We start from the raw sequence: 15,711 nt of genomic DNA on the forward strand, positions 1-15,711 counted from the left end.
GCATCGCGCATGGATAGCGATGAAACGTCGTGCTCTCTGTGGGAGCGGCGTAAGCCGCGATTGCGCAGTAGCCGTAGTTTCGCGGTCGCGGCACGCGCCGCTCCTATGGGCCCGAGGCTGTGAGGCGGGGCGTCGCTGATTGGCGCGCTCAAGCCTGCGGCGGACGCGGCGGCGCGGTCGAACCGCGCACCACCAGGATCGGGCTGAAACCTTCGTTCGCCGGCACCTGCAAGGGCTGGTCGGTCTCGCGGCGCAGGTCGGCGATCAGGCGATAGGCGGCGTGGCGCGCGATTTCCTCGGTGGCCTGGCGCGCGGTGGTCAGGGTCGGCCAGGACTGCTTGGAGAACGGGCTGTCCTCGAAGCCGGCGATCGACAGGTCGTAGGGCACATGCATGCCGCTGGACTTGGCCGCCGCCAGCACGCCGGCGGCGATCTCGTCGTTGCTGCCGAAGATCGCCGTAGGCCGGTTGGGCAGGGCGAACAAACGGCGCGCGCCGCGGAAGCCGTCGTCGAAGGAGTAGTCGCCCGGCAGCACCAGGTCCTCGTCCTCGCCGATACCGTAGTCGGCCAAGGCTTGCGCGTAACCCTTGTAACGTTCCCAACTGGAGCGGTGCGACTTGCCGCCCCAGAGGAAACCGATGCGCTGGTGGCCGAGCTGGATCAGATGCTCGGTGATGTCGTAAGCGGCGTCGCGGTCGTCGACCCAGACGCAGGGCGAGCCGTCCTTGGGGTCTTCGGCGGCGGAGACGATGCGCACCAGGCGTATCCCATGCGCGACCAGTTCGCTGACCAGCTCCATGCGTTCCGACATCGGCGGCGCCAGCACCAGTCCGGCCAGGCGCGCGCCCTGGACCAGGTCGATCAGGTCGGCGGCCAGCAACGGCGAGGACGAATCGCAGGGATGGATCTGCAGCCCGTAGCCGGTTTCGCGGCAGGCCGCGAGCACGCCGTTCTGCACGCTGATGATGTAGTAGGGGTTGGGGTTGTCGTAGACCACGCCCAGCGCATACGGCATCGCGCTGCGCAGGCTGCGCGCCGACGGGTCGGGGCGGTAGTCGAGTTCGGCGATCGCCTGGTTCACCCGCGCGCGGGTGCGGGCGCGCACGCTGGGTTCGTCGTTGATGACCCGCGATACGGTTTTCAGCGAGACCTGCGCGCGTTCGGCGACATCTTTGATCGTGGGTCGGCGCACCGCTGCCTCGGGGTAGTCGATCGGAGTCGCCGCCGCGTTCGCACGCGTGGGCGTTGCGCCTAGCCTACTCGGGCGCCGACGCGACGCAAGCGGCGCGCGCGGTCGGCCGGTTTCGGCACAGGCGCGCGCCGGCGGTTCAGGTGTCCAGTTCCAGGGTCACGTCCTCGAACGCCCGGGTCTTGCGGATCGCCAGCTGGTAGCCGCGCTCGACCAGTTCGTACTGGCCTTCCAGCGTGCGCAGCAGACCGTCGATGCCCAGCTTGGGCGTCTGCGCGGCGATGCGCGCGATCGCGCGGTCCTGCCAGCGCTTGCCCAGCGCGCGCCAGAACTCGCGCACCAGCTTGTTGGGCTTGCTGGCCTCGTAATAGGCCGGCGGCATCCACAGGTAGTCGTCGAAGATCATCAGCCCGCCGACCTTGAGCAGCGGCCAGGACATCACGCCGTCGGCGAGCGCGCCGAACGCGGTATGCCAGCCGTCGACGTAGATCATGTCGTAGGGGCCGGTCACCCGGCCCAGCTGCTCGGCGCTGGGACCGGCGTACTCGGTCACCCGCTGCTTCCACGGCGCGACGTTGGCGCGGAAGCGCTGGTGGTAGTCGCCCTGCAGCGGATCGGGGCGGAACAGGTCGATGCAGTCGATGCGGCTGTCGGGCTGGGTCAGCACGTTTTGCAGCAACCACACCGTCGAGCGGCCCTCGAAGCTGCCGATCTCGAGGAAGCGCAAACCCGGGCGATCGCGGAAGCCGTCCAGCCAACGCTCCCAGTTGCGCACATGGGCCTGGAACCAGTCCTTGGTGTACTGGGTATCGCCGCTGACGATCGAACGGGTATCCGCGTGCTGCATAAAGTCCTGGCTGACCCTGGCGCCGGTATCGGCCGCCTATGGTATCGGCGTTCGCGACGGACCGGAGGCATCCCCGGTCCGTCGCGTCGCGTCGCGCTCAGCCGCGCTGAGCCGCCGCGGCGCCGACGTTGGCGTTGCGGCGCAGCCCGACGCGATAGCCGCGCAGGGCGAAGTACAGGATGTAGAGGTAGCAGGGGATCATCAACAGCGCGAACACGGCTTGGAAGTCGTAGTGCTGCTTGAGGTGCACGAACAGCTGCGGAATCACCGCGCCGCCTGCGATACCCATGATCAACAGCGCCGATCCCTTTTCGGTGAGACGGCCCAGGCCGCGGATCGCGAGCGGGAATATCGCCGGCCACATCATCGCGTTGGCGAAGCCCAGCGCGGCGACGAAGCCGACCGAGACCATGCCGTGGGTGAGGTAGGCGCCGATGGTCAGGGCCACGCCGAGCACTGCCGACAGGCTGAGGTAGCGTTCCTGCGAGATGAAGCGCGGGATCGTGACGAGGCCCACCAGGTAGCCGACCAACATCGCGCCCAGAGTGAACGAGGTGAAGAACTTGGTCTGGTCCAGTGGCAGGCCGAAGCCGTGGCCGTAGGTGCCGATCGCATCGCCGGCCATCACCTCCGCGCCGACATACACGAAGATGCACAGTGCGCCCAACCAGACATGAGGAAACTGCAGCAGTCCGGCCGGCCTGCCGCCGGACTGGGCGTCCGAACCGTCGGCATTGACTTCTTCGGCGCGAATTTCCGGCAACGGCGAGAACAGGATGCCCACTGCGAGCAGGGCCAGCAGTCCCGCCATCACCATGTAAGGGGTATGAATGCGAGCGGCGAACTCGTTGAGCACCGCCGCCTTCGTTGCGGCATCCGCGCCGTCGACCTGGCTGGCGACGTCGCCCATGCCATGCATGACGAGCGTGCCGATGACGAAGGGGGCCGCCCAACCGGCGAGTTTGTTGCAGATGCCCATGACCGCGATGCGCTGCGCCGCACCCTCGATCGGTCCCAGGATGCTGATGTAGGGGTTTACCGCGGTCTGCAGAATCGCCAGACCCGCGCCGATCACGAACACGCCCGTCACCGCGCCCGGATAGATGCGCTGCGTCGTGTAGTGGCCGAACACGGCCGCGCCGACGGCCATCAGGAACAGGCCCAGCGCCATGCCCTTCTTCATGCCCGTCTTCTTGAGGATCGACGACGAAGGCAGGGCGAGGCAAAAGTACGAGATGTAGAAGGCGCTCGGGATCAGGAAGGCCAGCGATTCGCTCACGTCGAACGCCAGCTGCGCGAACGAGATCAGCGGGCCGTTGAGCCAGGTGACGAAGCCGAAGATGAAGAACAGCGCGCCGACGATCGCGATCGAGCCGAGATAGCGCTGCGGCGGGCCGCCGGTATTGGGCGTGGACATGTGATCAGGACTCCCCTCCAGGAACGCGGGGAGCGCCCCGCGGCGTTACGGCACTGTCGCATTTGACTTGCACGACATCCGTTGGCTCAACGGTGTCACAACTTTGTCCGACAAGCCAGAAGGCAGCCCGAAACCCAGCCTGGGCCTGGGCCGCGCGAGCGCGTCCCTATGCTGCGTCGCATCATGGAAAATGCCGCTAGTTCGCAGTTTTAGTGCCTTTGTTAGGGCTGCGTGACCGCGAGTTGACAACGTTGTCAAATGGTGGGCAATCTCGGCACCGCCAGCGGGGGCTGGCCGGGATCAATGGAGGGAAGCGATGCAGTGGGATTCCAAGCGGACGGCGGTTTCGCCCCGTGCAGCGCAGCCGATGCGCGCCGAAAGGGCGGGCGGTCAAAACGCCGTTGCCGCAACCACCGTCCCGGAGTGGACCGCATGAGCGCTGCCAGCAAGCTGGCTCCGGCCGCGTCCCCGTTCATCGCCGCCGACGTCGGCGGCACCCACACCCGGGTCGGCCTGGTGCGCGCGGGCGGTCCGGGCGAAAGCGCGGTCGCGGTGCTCGCGCATCGCAAGTACGTGTGCGCCGACTACCCCAGCCTGTCCGCGATCCTGGCCGACTTCCTGGCCGGCGCGGGCGCCGGCGCCGGCGCCGACCGGGTCGCGATCGCCTGTGCGGGCGTGGTCCTGGACGACGCGGTCATCAATTCCAATCTGCCCTGGCGGATTTCGCTGTCCGAGCTGCGTCGCGAGCTGGGCCTGCGCGAAGTGCTGTTCATCAACGATTTCCAGGCCGCCGCCCACGCCGCCCAATGCATGGCGCCCGCCGACTCCACCCTGCTCACGCCCGGCGTCAGCGATGCCGCACCGGGTCCGGTGCTGGTGATCGGCCCGGGCACCGGTCTGGGCGCGGCGGTGCGCATTCCGTTCCGCGACGCCACCGTGGTGCTGCCGACCGAATCCGGCCACACCGCGTTCGCGCCGGGCGGCGCGCGCGAGATCGAGATCCTGCGCTGGATGCAGCAGCGCGGCGCGCACGTATCCACCGAACACCTGGTCTCCGGCCCCGGCCTGGTCAACCTGTACGACGCGCTGTGCGCGATCGACGGCGTCGAACCCAGCCTGCGCGCGCCGGCCGCGATCACCCAGGCCGCGCGCCGCGGCGACGCGATCGCGCGCGAGGCGGTGCTGACCTTCTGCGCGCTGCTGGGCAGCGTGATCGGCGACCTGGCCGTGGTCAGCGGCGCCAAGGCGGTGTTCATCGCCGGCGGCATCCTGCCGCAGCTCAAGGATTTCCTCGACGCCAGCGCTTTCCGCGAGCGCCTGCTCAACAAGGGCGCGATGCGCCCGGTGTTGGAGCGCGTGCCGGTGCGCCTGATCGAGAACGAACAACTCGGCGTCATCGGCGCCGCCAGTTGGTACCTGGAGCACGCCAATGAGGCCTGAGCCCGGCAGCGCGCTTCGCGTTATCCGCTGAATTGCCGGCGCCGGCCACCAACGGCGCTGGAACAGACGTACCAGGCTTCGCCCAATCGACGCAGATCGAGCGGCGGAGAGGACCATAGCCCGAGGGAGAGAACCCAATGAAAGTTCGCAAGACCATTCTGTCCGTCAGTATCGTCGCGGCCCTCGGCTTTGCCGGCCAGGCCGTGGCGCAGGACGCAAGCAGCGCATCGCCGGACGCCAAGGACCTGGATACCATCGTGGTCAAGGGCATCCGCGGCGCGATCGAGCAGTCGCTGGACACCAAGCGCGACGACGTCACCCGCGTCGAGGTCATCACCTCCGAAGACATCGGCAAGATGCCCGACAAGAACGTCGCCGACTCGCTCGCGCGCGTGCCGGGCGTGAACATCTCGGCGGCCAGCGCCAACGAGGGCGCGTTCGACGAGAACGACCGCGTGTCCATGCGCGGCACCAGCCCCAGCCTCACCCAGACCCTGATCGACGGCCACAACATCGCCACCGGCGACTGGTTCGTGCTCAACCAGACCGGCACCGTCGGCCGCAGCGTGAGCTATTCGCTGCTGCCGTCCGAACTGGTCGACAAGGTGGTGGTGCGCAAGTCGTCCGAGGCCAAGCTGGTCGAAGGCGGCGCGGTCGGCAGCGTCGACATCGTCACCCGCAACCCGCTCAACTTCGAGAAGGGCTTCAGCATCTTCGGCTCGGTCGGCGGCGTGTACGCCGAGCAGCCCAGCAAGACCGATCCGCAGATCTCGGTGCTGGGCAACTGGAAGAACGAGGACGGCACGTTCGGCATCACCGTGCAGGCCTTCAGCGAAGAGCGCCATCTGCGTCGCGACGGCCAGGAGCTGCTGGGCTACGAAGCGATTGGCGCCAACACCGCTGCCGGCGTTGCCCATCCCGATCTGGTCGGCGTGTTCTTCCCGACCCTGCTGGGCTCGGCGCTGTTCGAACAGGAGCGCAAGCGCACCGGCGGCATGTTCACCGCGCAATGGAAGCCGGCCGACAACTTCGAGCTGGAAGCGAATTACTTCCGCTCGGACATGAAGGCCGACAACTACAACCGCAACTACATGATCTGGGGCAGCCGCATCATCAACGGCCTTGACGGCACCAACGGCCAGGTGCCGCTGCCAGGCTACGTGGTGCGCAACAACACCCTGGTCTCGGCCAACTTCGCGCCGACCCCGGGCGCCACGCCGTCCAACGCCTTCGGCATCTACGACCAGATCTCGCGCCCGGGCGCCAAGTCCAGCACCGAGTTCTTCAGCCTGGAAGGCAAGTGGGACGTCAGCGACAAGCTGCGCTTCTCGGCCCAGGCCGGCACCTCCGAAGGCCACGGCGAAACCCCGGTGCAGGACGTGGCCGAGTGGGACGTGGGCCTCAACAGCGGCGGCGGCTGGGGCCTCAACGGCGTCGGCGCGGCCAACTGGCACCTGGGCAACGCCAACACCGGCGCGCCTGGCATTCCCAACACCGACTACCGCCTGGACTGGATCTTCGGCTTCCAGGACATCGACGTCGAAGACAAGGAGGACTGGGGCCAGATCGACGGCACCTACTTCTTCGACGGCGGCCTGGTGACCTCGATCGATTTCGGCGTGCGCCAGGCGCGTCACGAGCGCAATCTCGACCAGGTTACCGCGCAGGGCCCGAACTTCGCTCTGCCGCAGGATCCGTTCAATCCGGCCAACTGGCCGCAGGGTTTCAGCAACTACCCGGGCGATTTCGCCAACGGCATCGGCGGCAACTTCCCGCGCAACATCTGGTACTTCTCGCCGGAAAGCCTGGCCGCGTTCAACCGCCTGGCCAACCGCGATCCGGTCTCGCGCTTCTACTACCTCGGCGCCTACGGTCTGGAGGAAAAGAGCACCGCGGCGTACGGCCAGCTCAACTTCCAGGGCGAGCGCTGGACGGCCAACGTCGGTCTGCGTTACGTGGAGACCCAGGAAGACGTCACCAACTACGTGAGCACTTCGGCCACCGATCCGGCCGCGATCACCACCTCGGCCTTCGGTCCCTACAAGACCGTGCTGACCAAGAACACGTACAAGGATTGGCTGCCGAGCGCGAACCTCAAGCTCGACATCACCGACGACGTGGTTCTGCGCCTGGCCGCTTCGCGCACCCTGACCCGCCCGGATTTCTCGGCCATCGCCGGCGCGGTCTCGCTGCTCCCGCCGGCCGCGGCAGGAGGCGTGGGCAACGGCACAGGTGGCAATCCCAACCTCGCCCCGATCCTGTCGACCAACCTCGACGCGACCGTGGAGTGGTACTACGGTGAGCGCGCGCTGTTTTCCTTCGGCGTGTTCAGCATGAACATCGACAACTACGTTTCGCTGGCCAACGTGCGCCGTCAGTACTTGACCATCGATGCGCAGCGTCCCAATGGCGCCATGGTCGACTACGACGTGACCATCCCGGTCAATTCGGGCGCCAAGGTCAACGGCTTCGAGCTGGCCTGGGAAGGCCCGATCGGCGACTACTTCGGCGCGTTCGCGAACTACACCTACGCCGAGGCCGACACCGACGACGGCACGCCGATGCTGGGCACGTCCGAGAACACCTACAACGTCGGCCTGTGGTTCGAGAACGATCGCTTCAACGCCCGCGTCAACTACACCTACCGCTCCGAGTTCTACAGCGGCCTGGATCGCAACTCGGCGTTCTATCAGGACGAAATCGACACCGTGTCGGCTTCGTTCGGTTACAAGATCAACGACCACATGGCGTTGAGCCTGGACGCGATGAACCTCAACAACCCCAAGACCACGTACTACGCCACCAAGGACCGTCCGCGTTCGGTCTACGAGAACGGCCGCCAGTACTACTTGAACTTCCGCTTCAACTACTAAGGTCCGGATGTAGGGTGCGGTGCCAACCGCACCGTCGCGGAGGTTCGGATTAGCGCGATGGTGCGGTTCGCCTATGGCTCACCACACCCTACGATCCGTTGGTTTCAGGTGCGGGTGTAGGGTGCGGTGCCGACCGCATCGTCGCGGAGTTTCGGATCGACGCGATGGTGCGGTTCGCCTACGGCTCACCGCACCCTACGATCCAGGCACTACCGCGCCTTCGGGCGCTCCGGTAGCTTTCAGCTGCGACAACGGGCCCGGTTATGCCGGGCCCGCTTGTTGTATGAGTGTCGGACGGACAACGAGGGGTCGGGGATGAGCGGTAAACGCATGCGCGCGGCGGTGGCCGCGACGGTAGTGCTGTCCATGGTGACGGCGATCACATTGTCGGCCTGCCAACGCGGCGGCCAGGACGCCACGGCGGAAGTCCCCGCCGCTCAGGCGTCGCAGATCACCCCGGTGATTCCGTTGCCGGCCAAGGTGCAGGCCCGCGAGGGCGCGTTCGTGCTGGACGTGAGCACGCGATTGCAGGCCGTCGGCGGCAACGCCGACGCGGCGCGGATCGCACGCGACTTCGCCGCGCGTCTGCAGCGCCTGCGCGGTTTCGCGCCCAACGTCGACGCCAGCGGCAGCGCCGCCGGCGAGGCCGCGCACACCGTCGTATTCGCGATCGATCCTCAGGCCGCGCTGCCCAACGACGAGGCCTACCACCTCGACATCGGCCCACAGGGCGCGCGCATCGAAGCGCGTGCGCCGGCCGGTCTGTTCTACGGTGCGGTCACGCTGTGGCAGCTGGCCACCGCCGACGGCGGCCGCGGCGCGGCGACCATCGCCGCCCAACGCATCGAGGACGCGCCGCGTTTCGGCTGGCGCGGGCTGATGCTGGATTCGGCGCGCCATTTCCAGAGCGTCGACCAGGTCAAGACCCTGATCGACCAGATGGCGCTGCACAAGCTCAACACCTTCCACTGGCATCTCACCGATGACCAGGGCTGGCGGATCGAGATCAAGAAGTATCCCAAGCTCACGCAAGTCGGCAGCTGCCGGATTCCGGCCGGCGCTTCCGGTCATGACCCGGTCACCGGCGCCGCGCTCCAGTACTGCGGCTACTACACCCAGGACCAGATCCGCGACGTGGTGCGTTACGCCGCCGAACGTTACGTCACCATCGTCCCCGAGATCGAAATGCCGGGCCATGCCCAGGCCGCGATCGCCGCCTATCCCGAGCTGGGCGTGAGCGACGTGCTCAAGGCGCCGCCGCCGGTGTCGCCGGACTGGGGCGTGCACACCTATCTGTTCAACACCCAGGACGCCACCTTCGGTTTCCTGCAGGACGTGCTGGCCGAAGTCACCACCCTGTTCCCCGGTCGCTACATCCACATCGGCGGCGACGAGGCGGCCAAGGATCAGTGGCAGGCCTCGCCCAGCATCCAGGCGCAGAAGACCGCACTGGGGTTGAAGGACGAGATGGCGATGCAGAGCTGGTTCGTGGCCCGCATCGAGAACTACCTGGGCAGCCACAATCGCCGCCTGATCGGCTGGGACGAGATCCTCGAAGGCGGCCTGCCGCCGCGCGCGACGGTGATGTCCTGGCGCGGCATCAAGGGCGCGGTCGAGGCCGCGCGCGCCGGACACGACGTGGTGCTGGCGCCGGCGCCGGACCTGTATTTCGATCACGTGCAAAGCGACAACGACGACGAAGCCACCGGGCGCCTGGCCGCGATGACCTTGAAATCGGTGTACGGCTTCGAGCCGGTGCCGGCCGAGCTCACGCCCGAACAGGCCAAGCACGTGCTCGGCGCGCAGGCCAATCTGTGGACCGAGCACAAGCGCAGCTTCGACGCGGTCGAACGCGCCTACTTCCCGCGCACGGCCGCGCTGGCCGAAGCGGTGTGGTCGCCCAAGGGCGCGCGCGATTGGGACGGCTTCCTGCGCCGGCTGGTGCCGCAGATGGGGCGCTATCAGGCGCAGAAGGTTCAGGCGTCGGATGCGACGTTCGCGGTGCGCTTCGAAGTCGAGCGCGACGGCCAGGGGCAGCCGCTGCTGAAGCTGTCCAATCAGGTCGGTTTCGGTCAGATTCGCTACCTCGAAGGCAAGGGCGAACTGAGCACGCAATCGCCGCTGTATGCCGCGCCGCTGGCGCTGCGCCCGCCGACCGTGTTCCAGGCCGCGACCTATGTCGACGGCCGCCCGCTGTCGGCGCCGCGGCGCTACGCCCCGACCGATCTGGCCGCACTGAGCCAGCGCACCGGCAACCGCCTGCGCCAGTGCAAGGGCGGTCTGAACCTGCGCATGGAGGACGACGCGCCGGCTGACGGCATCGGCGGGCGTTCGCCGCGAGCGACTCTGCTGGCCGACGTGTTCGACCCGTGCTGGATCTATGAAGGCGCGGCCCTGGACCAGGTCGGCGCGATCGAGGTCCGGGTCGGCCAGGTGCCCTTCAATTTCCAGCTCTGGCACGACACGCCCAAGGTCGTCACCCGCGCCGCCAACGGGCCGGAAGGCGCACTGGAAGTGCGCGCCGACACCTGCGAGGGCGCGCCGATCGCGGTGCTGCCGCTGGGCTCGGCGCGGCGCACCGCCGGTCTCACCACGCTGCGCGCCAAGATCGCGCCGACCGCGGGCACCCATGATTTGTGCCTGGTGTTCGCCAGCGGCAGTCACGACCCCTTGTGGGCGATCGAGCGGGTGACCCTGCAGCCGCGCTGAGGCCGGCCCCCGGTCTGCACGCCCCGGCCCGCGCCGGGGCGTCGCCCTGCCCGATTCAGCGCAGAAAGCGTGATGAACGGCGCGATCCGGACTCCGCTCGGGTTAGCATGGCGGGGTATTACGGGGGATTCATCGATCATGCGTATTCGTAGTGTGTTGTTGTTGACGGCCCTGCTGGCCGTGTCCGGAACCGCCGCGGCCCAGACCGCCGCCACTCAGCCGCTGCCCAAGCCCGCCGAGTTCTATTTCGACGCCGACGCCAACACCACCAAGCCGGTGGTGGTGGTGCGCGATACCGGCGAAGCGGCGATGCAGAAGCTCAGCCGCATCATCGAACGCAAGGCCGGCGCCGACGCCGAGGCTGCGCAGCTCGCCCACCTGGCCATGGAAGCCGGCCGCGTCGAGCTCGGCCGCCAGCTCTACGCGCGCGCGCTGTCCGGCCTGGACGCCACCGACGGCATCTGGCGCTCGGTGATGTGGAACTACGGCTGGGACCTGTATCGCGCCGGCGACGACAAGGGCGCCTTCGAACAATGGCGCACCCTGGCCACCACGCGCGGCGTGACCGCCAGCTGGATGCCGCCGACCTTCGCCCTGGTGCTGTGGTCGATGGGCCGCAAGGACGAGGCCGTGCAGTGGTACGCCGCCGCCGTGCGCACCGAGCCGCTGCAGTGGAACACCACCGCCCAGTACGCGCGCCTGCTGCCGGCCTGGACCGAGGCCGAGCGCAAGATGCTGACGGAAGTGCAGGCGGCCTGGGCCGCCAATCCGCCCAAGTATCCCTGAGCGCGGACCTACCTGGGACCTAAAAAAGCGGAGCCTCGGCTCCGCTTTTTTTATGCGCCGCAGGCGTCAGCGTCCGCCCGACGACCGGTATCCCCGCCCTGAGAGGCAGGCGGGGCGGGCCTGCGGGCCCTGCGCCCTCGTCCATGCCGGAGCCGCGACCGTTCGTCGGCGTCGTTCCCGTTGAACGCTATGCACGGATACAGTCGGGCCGTTGCGATCGCGCCGCCCCGCATCGTGGCCACGGCAGGGCTCTCACCAGGGAACGGCATGTCGATTACGACGCTTAGCGTGATGGTGGTGGAGGATCACGGGTTCCAGCGCCGCATGGCGCTGCGCCTGCTCGCCGAGCTGGGCGTGGTCAACGTGCTCGAAGCCGCCGACGGCGCCGGCGCGCTGCGCCTGCTGGAGGAAGTGCGCACGCCGCCGGACGTGATCCTGGTCGATCTGGACATGCCCGGCATGGACGGCATCGAGTTCATCGACCACGTCGCCCAGCGCAGCCTGGCGCGCTCGGTGGCAGTGGTCAGCGCGTTGGATCCGGCCCTGCTCAACACCGTGCAGACCATGGCGCGCGCCTACGGCCTGCGCGTGCTGGGCAATGTCGAAAAGCCGCTGACCCTGGCCAAGCTGCAGCAGGCGCTGGAAGGCTACGAGCACGCCCTGCACGCGGCCGAGGCCGACGAGCCGGTCGAGGTTACGCCGCTGGCGGTACGCGAAGCACTGGCGGCGGGCGAGATCGGGCCGTGGTTCCAGCCGCAGGTCGAGTTCGGCAACGGCAAGCCGGTCGGGGTGGAGGCGTTGGCGCGTTGGCGCCGTCCCGACGGCCGCATCGTGCGCCCGATGCATTTCGTGCCGATGATGGAGCGCGAAGGCCTGGTCGATCTGCTCACCGATCACATGCTGGTCGAGGGTTGCCGCTGGAAGCGCAGCTGGGATCAGCAGGGCATCCGCCTGAATCTGTCGGTCAACGTCTCGCCCGCGACCCTGGCCGACAGCGGCGCGGCCGACCGCTTCCAGCACCTGGTGCGCGAGGCCGGGGTGGAGCCGGAGGAAGTGGTGCTGGAGATCACCGAGAGCTCGCTGATGAGCGACGCCGCGCGCGGCCTGGGCGTGCTGGCGCGCCTGCGTCTGAAGGGCTTCGGCCTGTCGATCGACGATTTCGGCACCGGCTATTCCTCGCTCTCGCAGCTGTCGCAGATTCCGTTCACTGAACTCAAGATCGACCAGGGCTTCGTCTCCGGCGCCAAGGAGCAGCCGCGCAAGCGCGCGGTGATCGAGGCCAGCCTGGACCTGGCGCGCAAGCTCGGGCTGGACGTGGTCGCCGAGGGCGTGGAAACCGTCGACGACTGGCAGATGCTGGCCGAGCTGGGCTGCGGCATGGCCCAGGGCCATCTGATCGCCGAACCGGTGCCCGGCGAGGATCTGCCCAGCGTGCTCGGTCGCTGGCGGCGGCCGGAGTAGAGCGCGCCGCATGCGCGCCTGGCTGGGCACGCTCAGCATCCGGCGCCAGCTGTGGGCGCTGTTCGGCCTGCTGCTGCTGACCGGCGCGGCGGTGCTGGTGATCGACGAGGTCGCCCAGTACCGCGCCCGCGAATCGCTACTGACCCTGCGCGACGATTCCCTGCGCGGCCTGCGCCGGATCAAGATGGTCTCCGATGCCTACGGCCTGGACGTGGTCGACACCACCTTTCGCGTGCGCAACGACCTGGTGCCCTGGCGCGAGGGCGTGGCCACGATCGACGAGGCGCGCAAACGCATCGACGAAAGCTGGGCGGTGCTGGCGCAGCTGCCGCGCACGCCCGAGGAGCAGGTTCACTTCCGCGCCGCCGCCGACGCGCGCGTGGCCGCCGACGCGGCCGCGGCGGAGTTGCGCGCGATCCTGGTGCGCGAGGATATCGACGCCCTGGGCCGTTTCGCCGACACGCGTTTGTACCCGGCCATCGATCCGGTCACCCAGCGCCTGAAGCTGCTGTCGGACCTGGCCATGGTCGAGGCCGACGGCGTGGTTCGCAACGACATCGCGCGCAGCCGCCAAGCCAGCATGCTGCGTATCGGGCTGTCGGTGTTGGCGCTGCTGATCGCGGCGGTGGTCGGGCGCCGGGTGTTGCGCAACGCCTACCGCGGCGTCGAAAGCCTGACCTGGCTGGCGCGGCGCATGCGCGAGCACGATTACACCGCCACGCCCAAGCACGAGCCGCGCGGCGAGCTGGCCACGGTGATGCAGGCCTTCATGGAAATGCGCCGCGACGTGCTGGGCTTCGAGAACGAACTCACCGGCCAGCTGATTCGCAACGAACGCACGCGCGCCGAGCTGGAGCGTCGCGAACAGTTCCAGCGTTCGCTGCTGGACGCGGCCCAGACCGCGATCGTCGCGGTCGACGCGCGCGGCCAGTTCAGCCAGGTCAATCCCTTCGCCGAGCAGTTGCTGGGCTGGCACGCCAGCGATCTGCTCGCGCGCGAGCGCTTGCACGCGCTGTTCGAACCCAAGGCCTTGCAGACGCTGGCGTTCGAACTCGGCGACCGGCTGGGGCGGCCGGTGCAGGCCGATTGGACCGCGCTGCGCGAGCTGGCGCGGATGCGCGCCGCGCCGCGCGAGATGATGCTGCGCCATCGCAACGGCACCTGGGTGCCGGCGCTGGTGGCGGTGTCGGCGATGAACGAGCCCGACGGCGGCGACGGCGGCTTGTTGCTGGTCGCCGCCGACCTCAGCGCGATCCGGCGCCTGGAACGCGAGCTGCGCGCGAGCGAGGCGCGCGCGCAGGAGGCCAGCCGCGCCAAGTCCTCGTTCCTGGCCGCGATGAGCCACGAGATCCGCACCCCGATGATCGGCGTGACCGGCATGATCGAAGTGCTCGCGCACTCGCGCCTGGATCCCGATCAACGGCGCGCCTTGAACGTGATCCAGCAGTCGTCCGCCTCGCTGCTGCAGATCATCGGCGACATCCTGGATTTCTCGAAGATCGAGGCCGGCCGTCTGGAGTTGTCGCCCAGCGTGGTCGCGCTGCCGACGCTGTTGCGCAGCACGGTCGCCAACTACGCCGGCGCCGCCTCCAGCAAAGGCCTGAACCTGCTGTGCGAAATCGATCCGCGCGTCGGCCCGGCGCACCGCGCCGACGGACTGCGCCTGCGCCAGGTGGTCGGCAACTTCCTGTCCAACGCGCTCAAGTTCACCGCCGAAGGCCTGGTCCAGGCGGCGCTGGAATGGCAGTCCAGCGCCAAGGACGCCGACGGCACGGTGCGCGACACCTTGTGCTTCCGCGTCACCGACACCGGCATCGGCGTGGGCGAAGAGCAGCAGCGCCATCTGTTCCAGCCCTTCAGCCAGGCCGAGGGCGACACCACGCGCCGTTACGGCGGCACCGGCCTGGGCCTGGCGATCTGCCGTCGCCTGGCCGAGCTGATGGGCGGCGAGGTGAGCATGGAAAGCCGGCCCGGCCTGGGCACCAGCATGCGTCTGACGGTGAGCCTGGCACGCGCGCCGGAATCGGAACTGCCCGCCGAGCCCGACGGCGCCGAGGCGCCGGCCACGATCGCGCCGCGCCCCATGCCCAGCCTGGAGCAGGCCGAGCGCGAGCGCAGCCTGGTGCTGCTGGCCGACGACCATCCGACCAACCGCATGGTGATCGCGCGCCAACTCGCCCTGGCCGGTTACGCCAGCGAGGCGGCCGAGGACGGTCTGCAGGCGCTGGAGCGTTGGCGCAGCGGCCGCTATGCGCTGCTGTTGTCGGATGTGCACATGCCCGGCCTGGACGGCTATGCCCTGGCGCGCGCGATCCGCGCGGCGGAGGTCGAGGAAAGCTTGGAGCGCACGCCGATCGTGGCCCTGACCGCCTCTGCCTTGAAGGGCGAGGCCGAACGCTGCCTGGCCGCGGGCATGGACGATTACCTGAGCAAGCCGGTGTCGGTGCCGGTGCTGGCGACCTGCCTGCAGCGCTGGCTGCCGCATACGCTGCCCCACGGCATCGATACCGCGACTGCCGAGATGGGCGCGACGACGGCCTTGCCGCAAGTCGATCAGGCCCAAGCCTTGGACGCCGAGGTGCTGGGCGCGCTCACCGGCGGCGCGCCCGCGGAAGCGCGTGCCCTGCTCGAGGAATTCCTGGCCGCGACCGCGCAGGACGCGGCGGGGCTGCACGCGGCGCGCGAGGGCGGCGATACCGTCGCGCTCACGCGCCAGGCGCACAAGATCAAGGGCGCCGCGCGCATGGTCGGCGCGACCGAACTGGCGCAGGCGGCCGCGGCGCTGGAAACGGCCGGCCGCCACGGCGACTGGCCGGCGATCCTGCCGTTGGCGGCCGATCTGGACACGGCCTTGCAGCACCTGCGTCTGCTCGCGGCGCAACTGCCGTCGAGCTGATCTCGGCGCGGGCGACCGAGCCCGCGTCGCCGCGCTTTGGGGGTGGGAGCGGCGCGCGCCGCGACCACGTAAGCCCGAACGCTCGCGCCATAC

General features: G+C 68.8%; 9 protein-coding genes. 6 read left to right on the forward strand and 3 right to left on the reverse strand.

What is annotated here, in order from left to right; all coding sequences use genetic code 11:
• Nucleotides 1-148: 148 nt before the first annotated feature.
• The 3 genes from ASE43_RS18800 to ASE43_RS18810 form a co-directional block, all read right to left on the reverse strand.
• Nucleotides 149-1,192 (reverse strand): LacI family DNA-binding transcriptional regulator, encoded by a 1,044-nt coding sequence (locus tag ASE43_RS18800; protein ID WP_056177210.1) that lies wholly within the window; start codon nucleotides 1,190-1,192, stop codon nucleotides 149-151.
• 136 nt (nucleotides 1,193-1,328) lie between these two features.
• Nucleotides 1,329-2,036 (reverse strand): class I SAM-dependent methyltransferase, encoded by a 708-nt coding sequence (locus ASE43_RS18805; RefSeq protein ID WP_057161543.1) that lies wholly within the window; start codon nucleotides 2,034-2,036, stop codon nucleotides 1,329-1,331.
• A 97-nt stretch (nucleotides 2,037-2,133) separates the two neighbouring features.
• Nucleotides 2,134-3,453 (reverse strand): sugar MFS transporter, encoded by a 1,320-nt coding sequence (locus ASE43_RS18810; RefSeq protein WP_056177206.1) that lies wholly within the window; start codon nucleotides 3,451-3,453, stop codon nucleotides 2,134-2,136.
• 432 nt (nucleotides 3,454-3,885) lie between these two features.
• Between ASE43_RS18810 and ASE43_RS18815 the strand changes: the two genes are divergently transcribed.
• The 6 genes from ASE43_RS18815 to ASE43_RS18840 all read left to right on the forward strand — a co-directional run bounded on the left by ASE43_RS18815 (nucleotide 3,886) and on the right by ASE43_RS18840 (nucleotide 15,618).
• Nucleotides 3,886-4,893 (forward strand): glucokinase, encoded by a 1,008-nt coding sequence (locus ASE43_RS18815; protein WP_056177204.1) that lies wholly within the window; start codon nucleotides 3,886-3,888, stop codon nucleotides 4,891-4,893.
• Between the two features lie 137 nt (nucleotides 4,894-5,030).
• Nucleotides 5,031-7,766, forward strand: a complete 2,736-nt coding sequence (locus tag ASE43_RS18820) for a TonB-dependent receptor (RefSeq protein ID WP_056177202.1) — start codon at nucleotides 5,031-5,033, stop codon at nucleotides 7,764-7,766.
• A 315-nt stretch (nucleotides 7,767-8,081) separates the two neighbouring features.
• Nucleotides 8,082-10,475 carry a family 20 glycosylhydrolase gene (locus ASE43_RS18825; RefSeq protein WP_157500105.1) on the forward strand — a complete coding sequence of 798 codons (2,394 nt, stop codon included), beginning with the start codon at nucleotides 8,082-8,084 and terminating at the stop codon, nucleotides 10,473-10,475.
• A 138-nt stretch (nucleotides 10,476-10,613) separates the two neighbouring features.
• A complete protein-coding gene (locus tag ASE43_RS18830) occupies nucleotides 10,614-11,261 on the forward strand; it encodes a tetratricopeptide repeat protein (RefSeq protein ID WP_235568823.1) in 648 nt (215 codons plus the stop codon).
• A gap of 267 nt (nucleotides 11,262-11,528) precedes the next feature.
• On the forward strand, nucleotides 11,529-12,722 hold the full coding sequence (locus ASE43_RS18835; RefSeq protein WP_057161545.1) for an EAL domain-containing response regulator: 1,194 nt from the start codon (nucleotides 11,529-11,531) through the stop codon (nucleotides 12,720-12,722).
• 10 nt (nucleotides 12,723-12,732) lie between these two features.
• Nucleotides 12,733-15,618 carry an ATP-binding protein gene (locus ASE43_RS18840; RefSeq protein WP_057161546.1) on the forward strand — a complete coding sequence of 962 codons (2,886 nt, stop codon included), beginning with the start codon at nucleotides 12,733-12,735 and terminating at the stop codon, nucleotides 15,616-15,618.
• Nucleotides 15,619-15,711: the final 93 nt, after the last annotated feature.

It is taken from the genome of Lysobacter sp. Root983 (assembly GCF_001429345.1).
Lineage (GTDB): Bacteria > Pseudomonadota > Gammaproteobacteria > Xanthomonadales > Xanthomonadaceae > Lysobacter.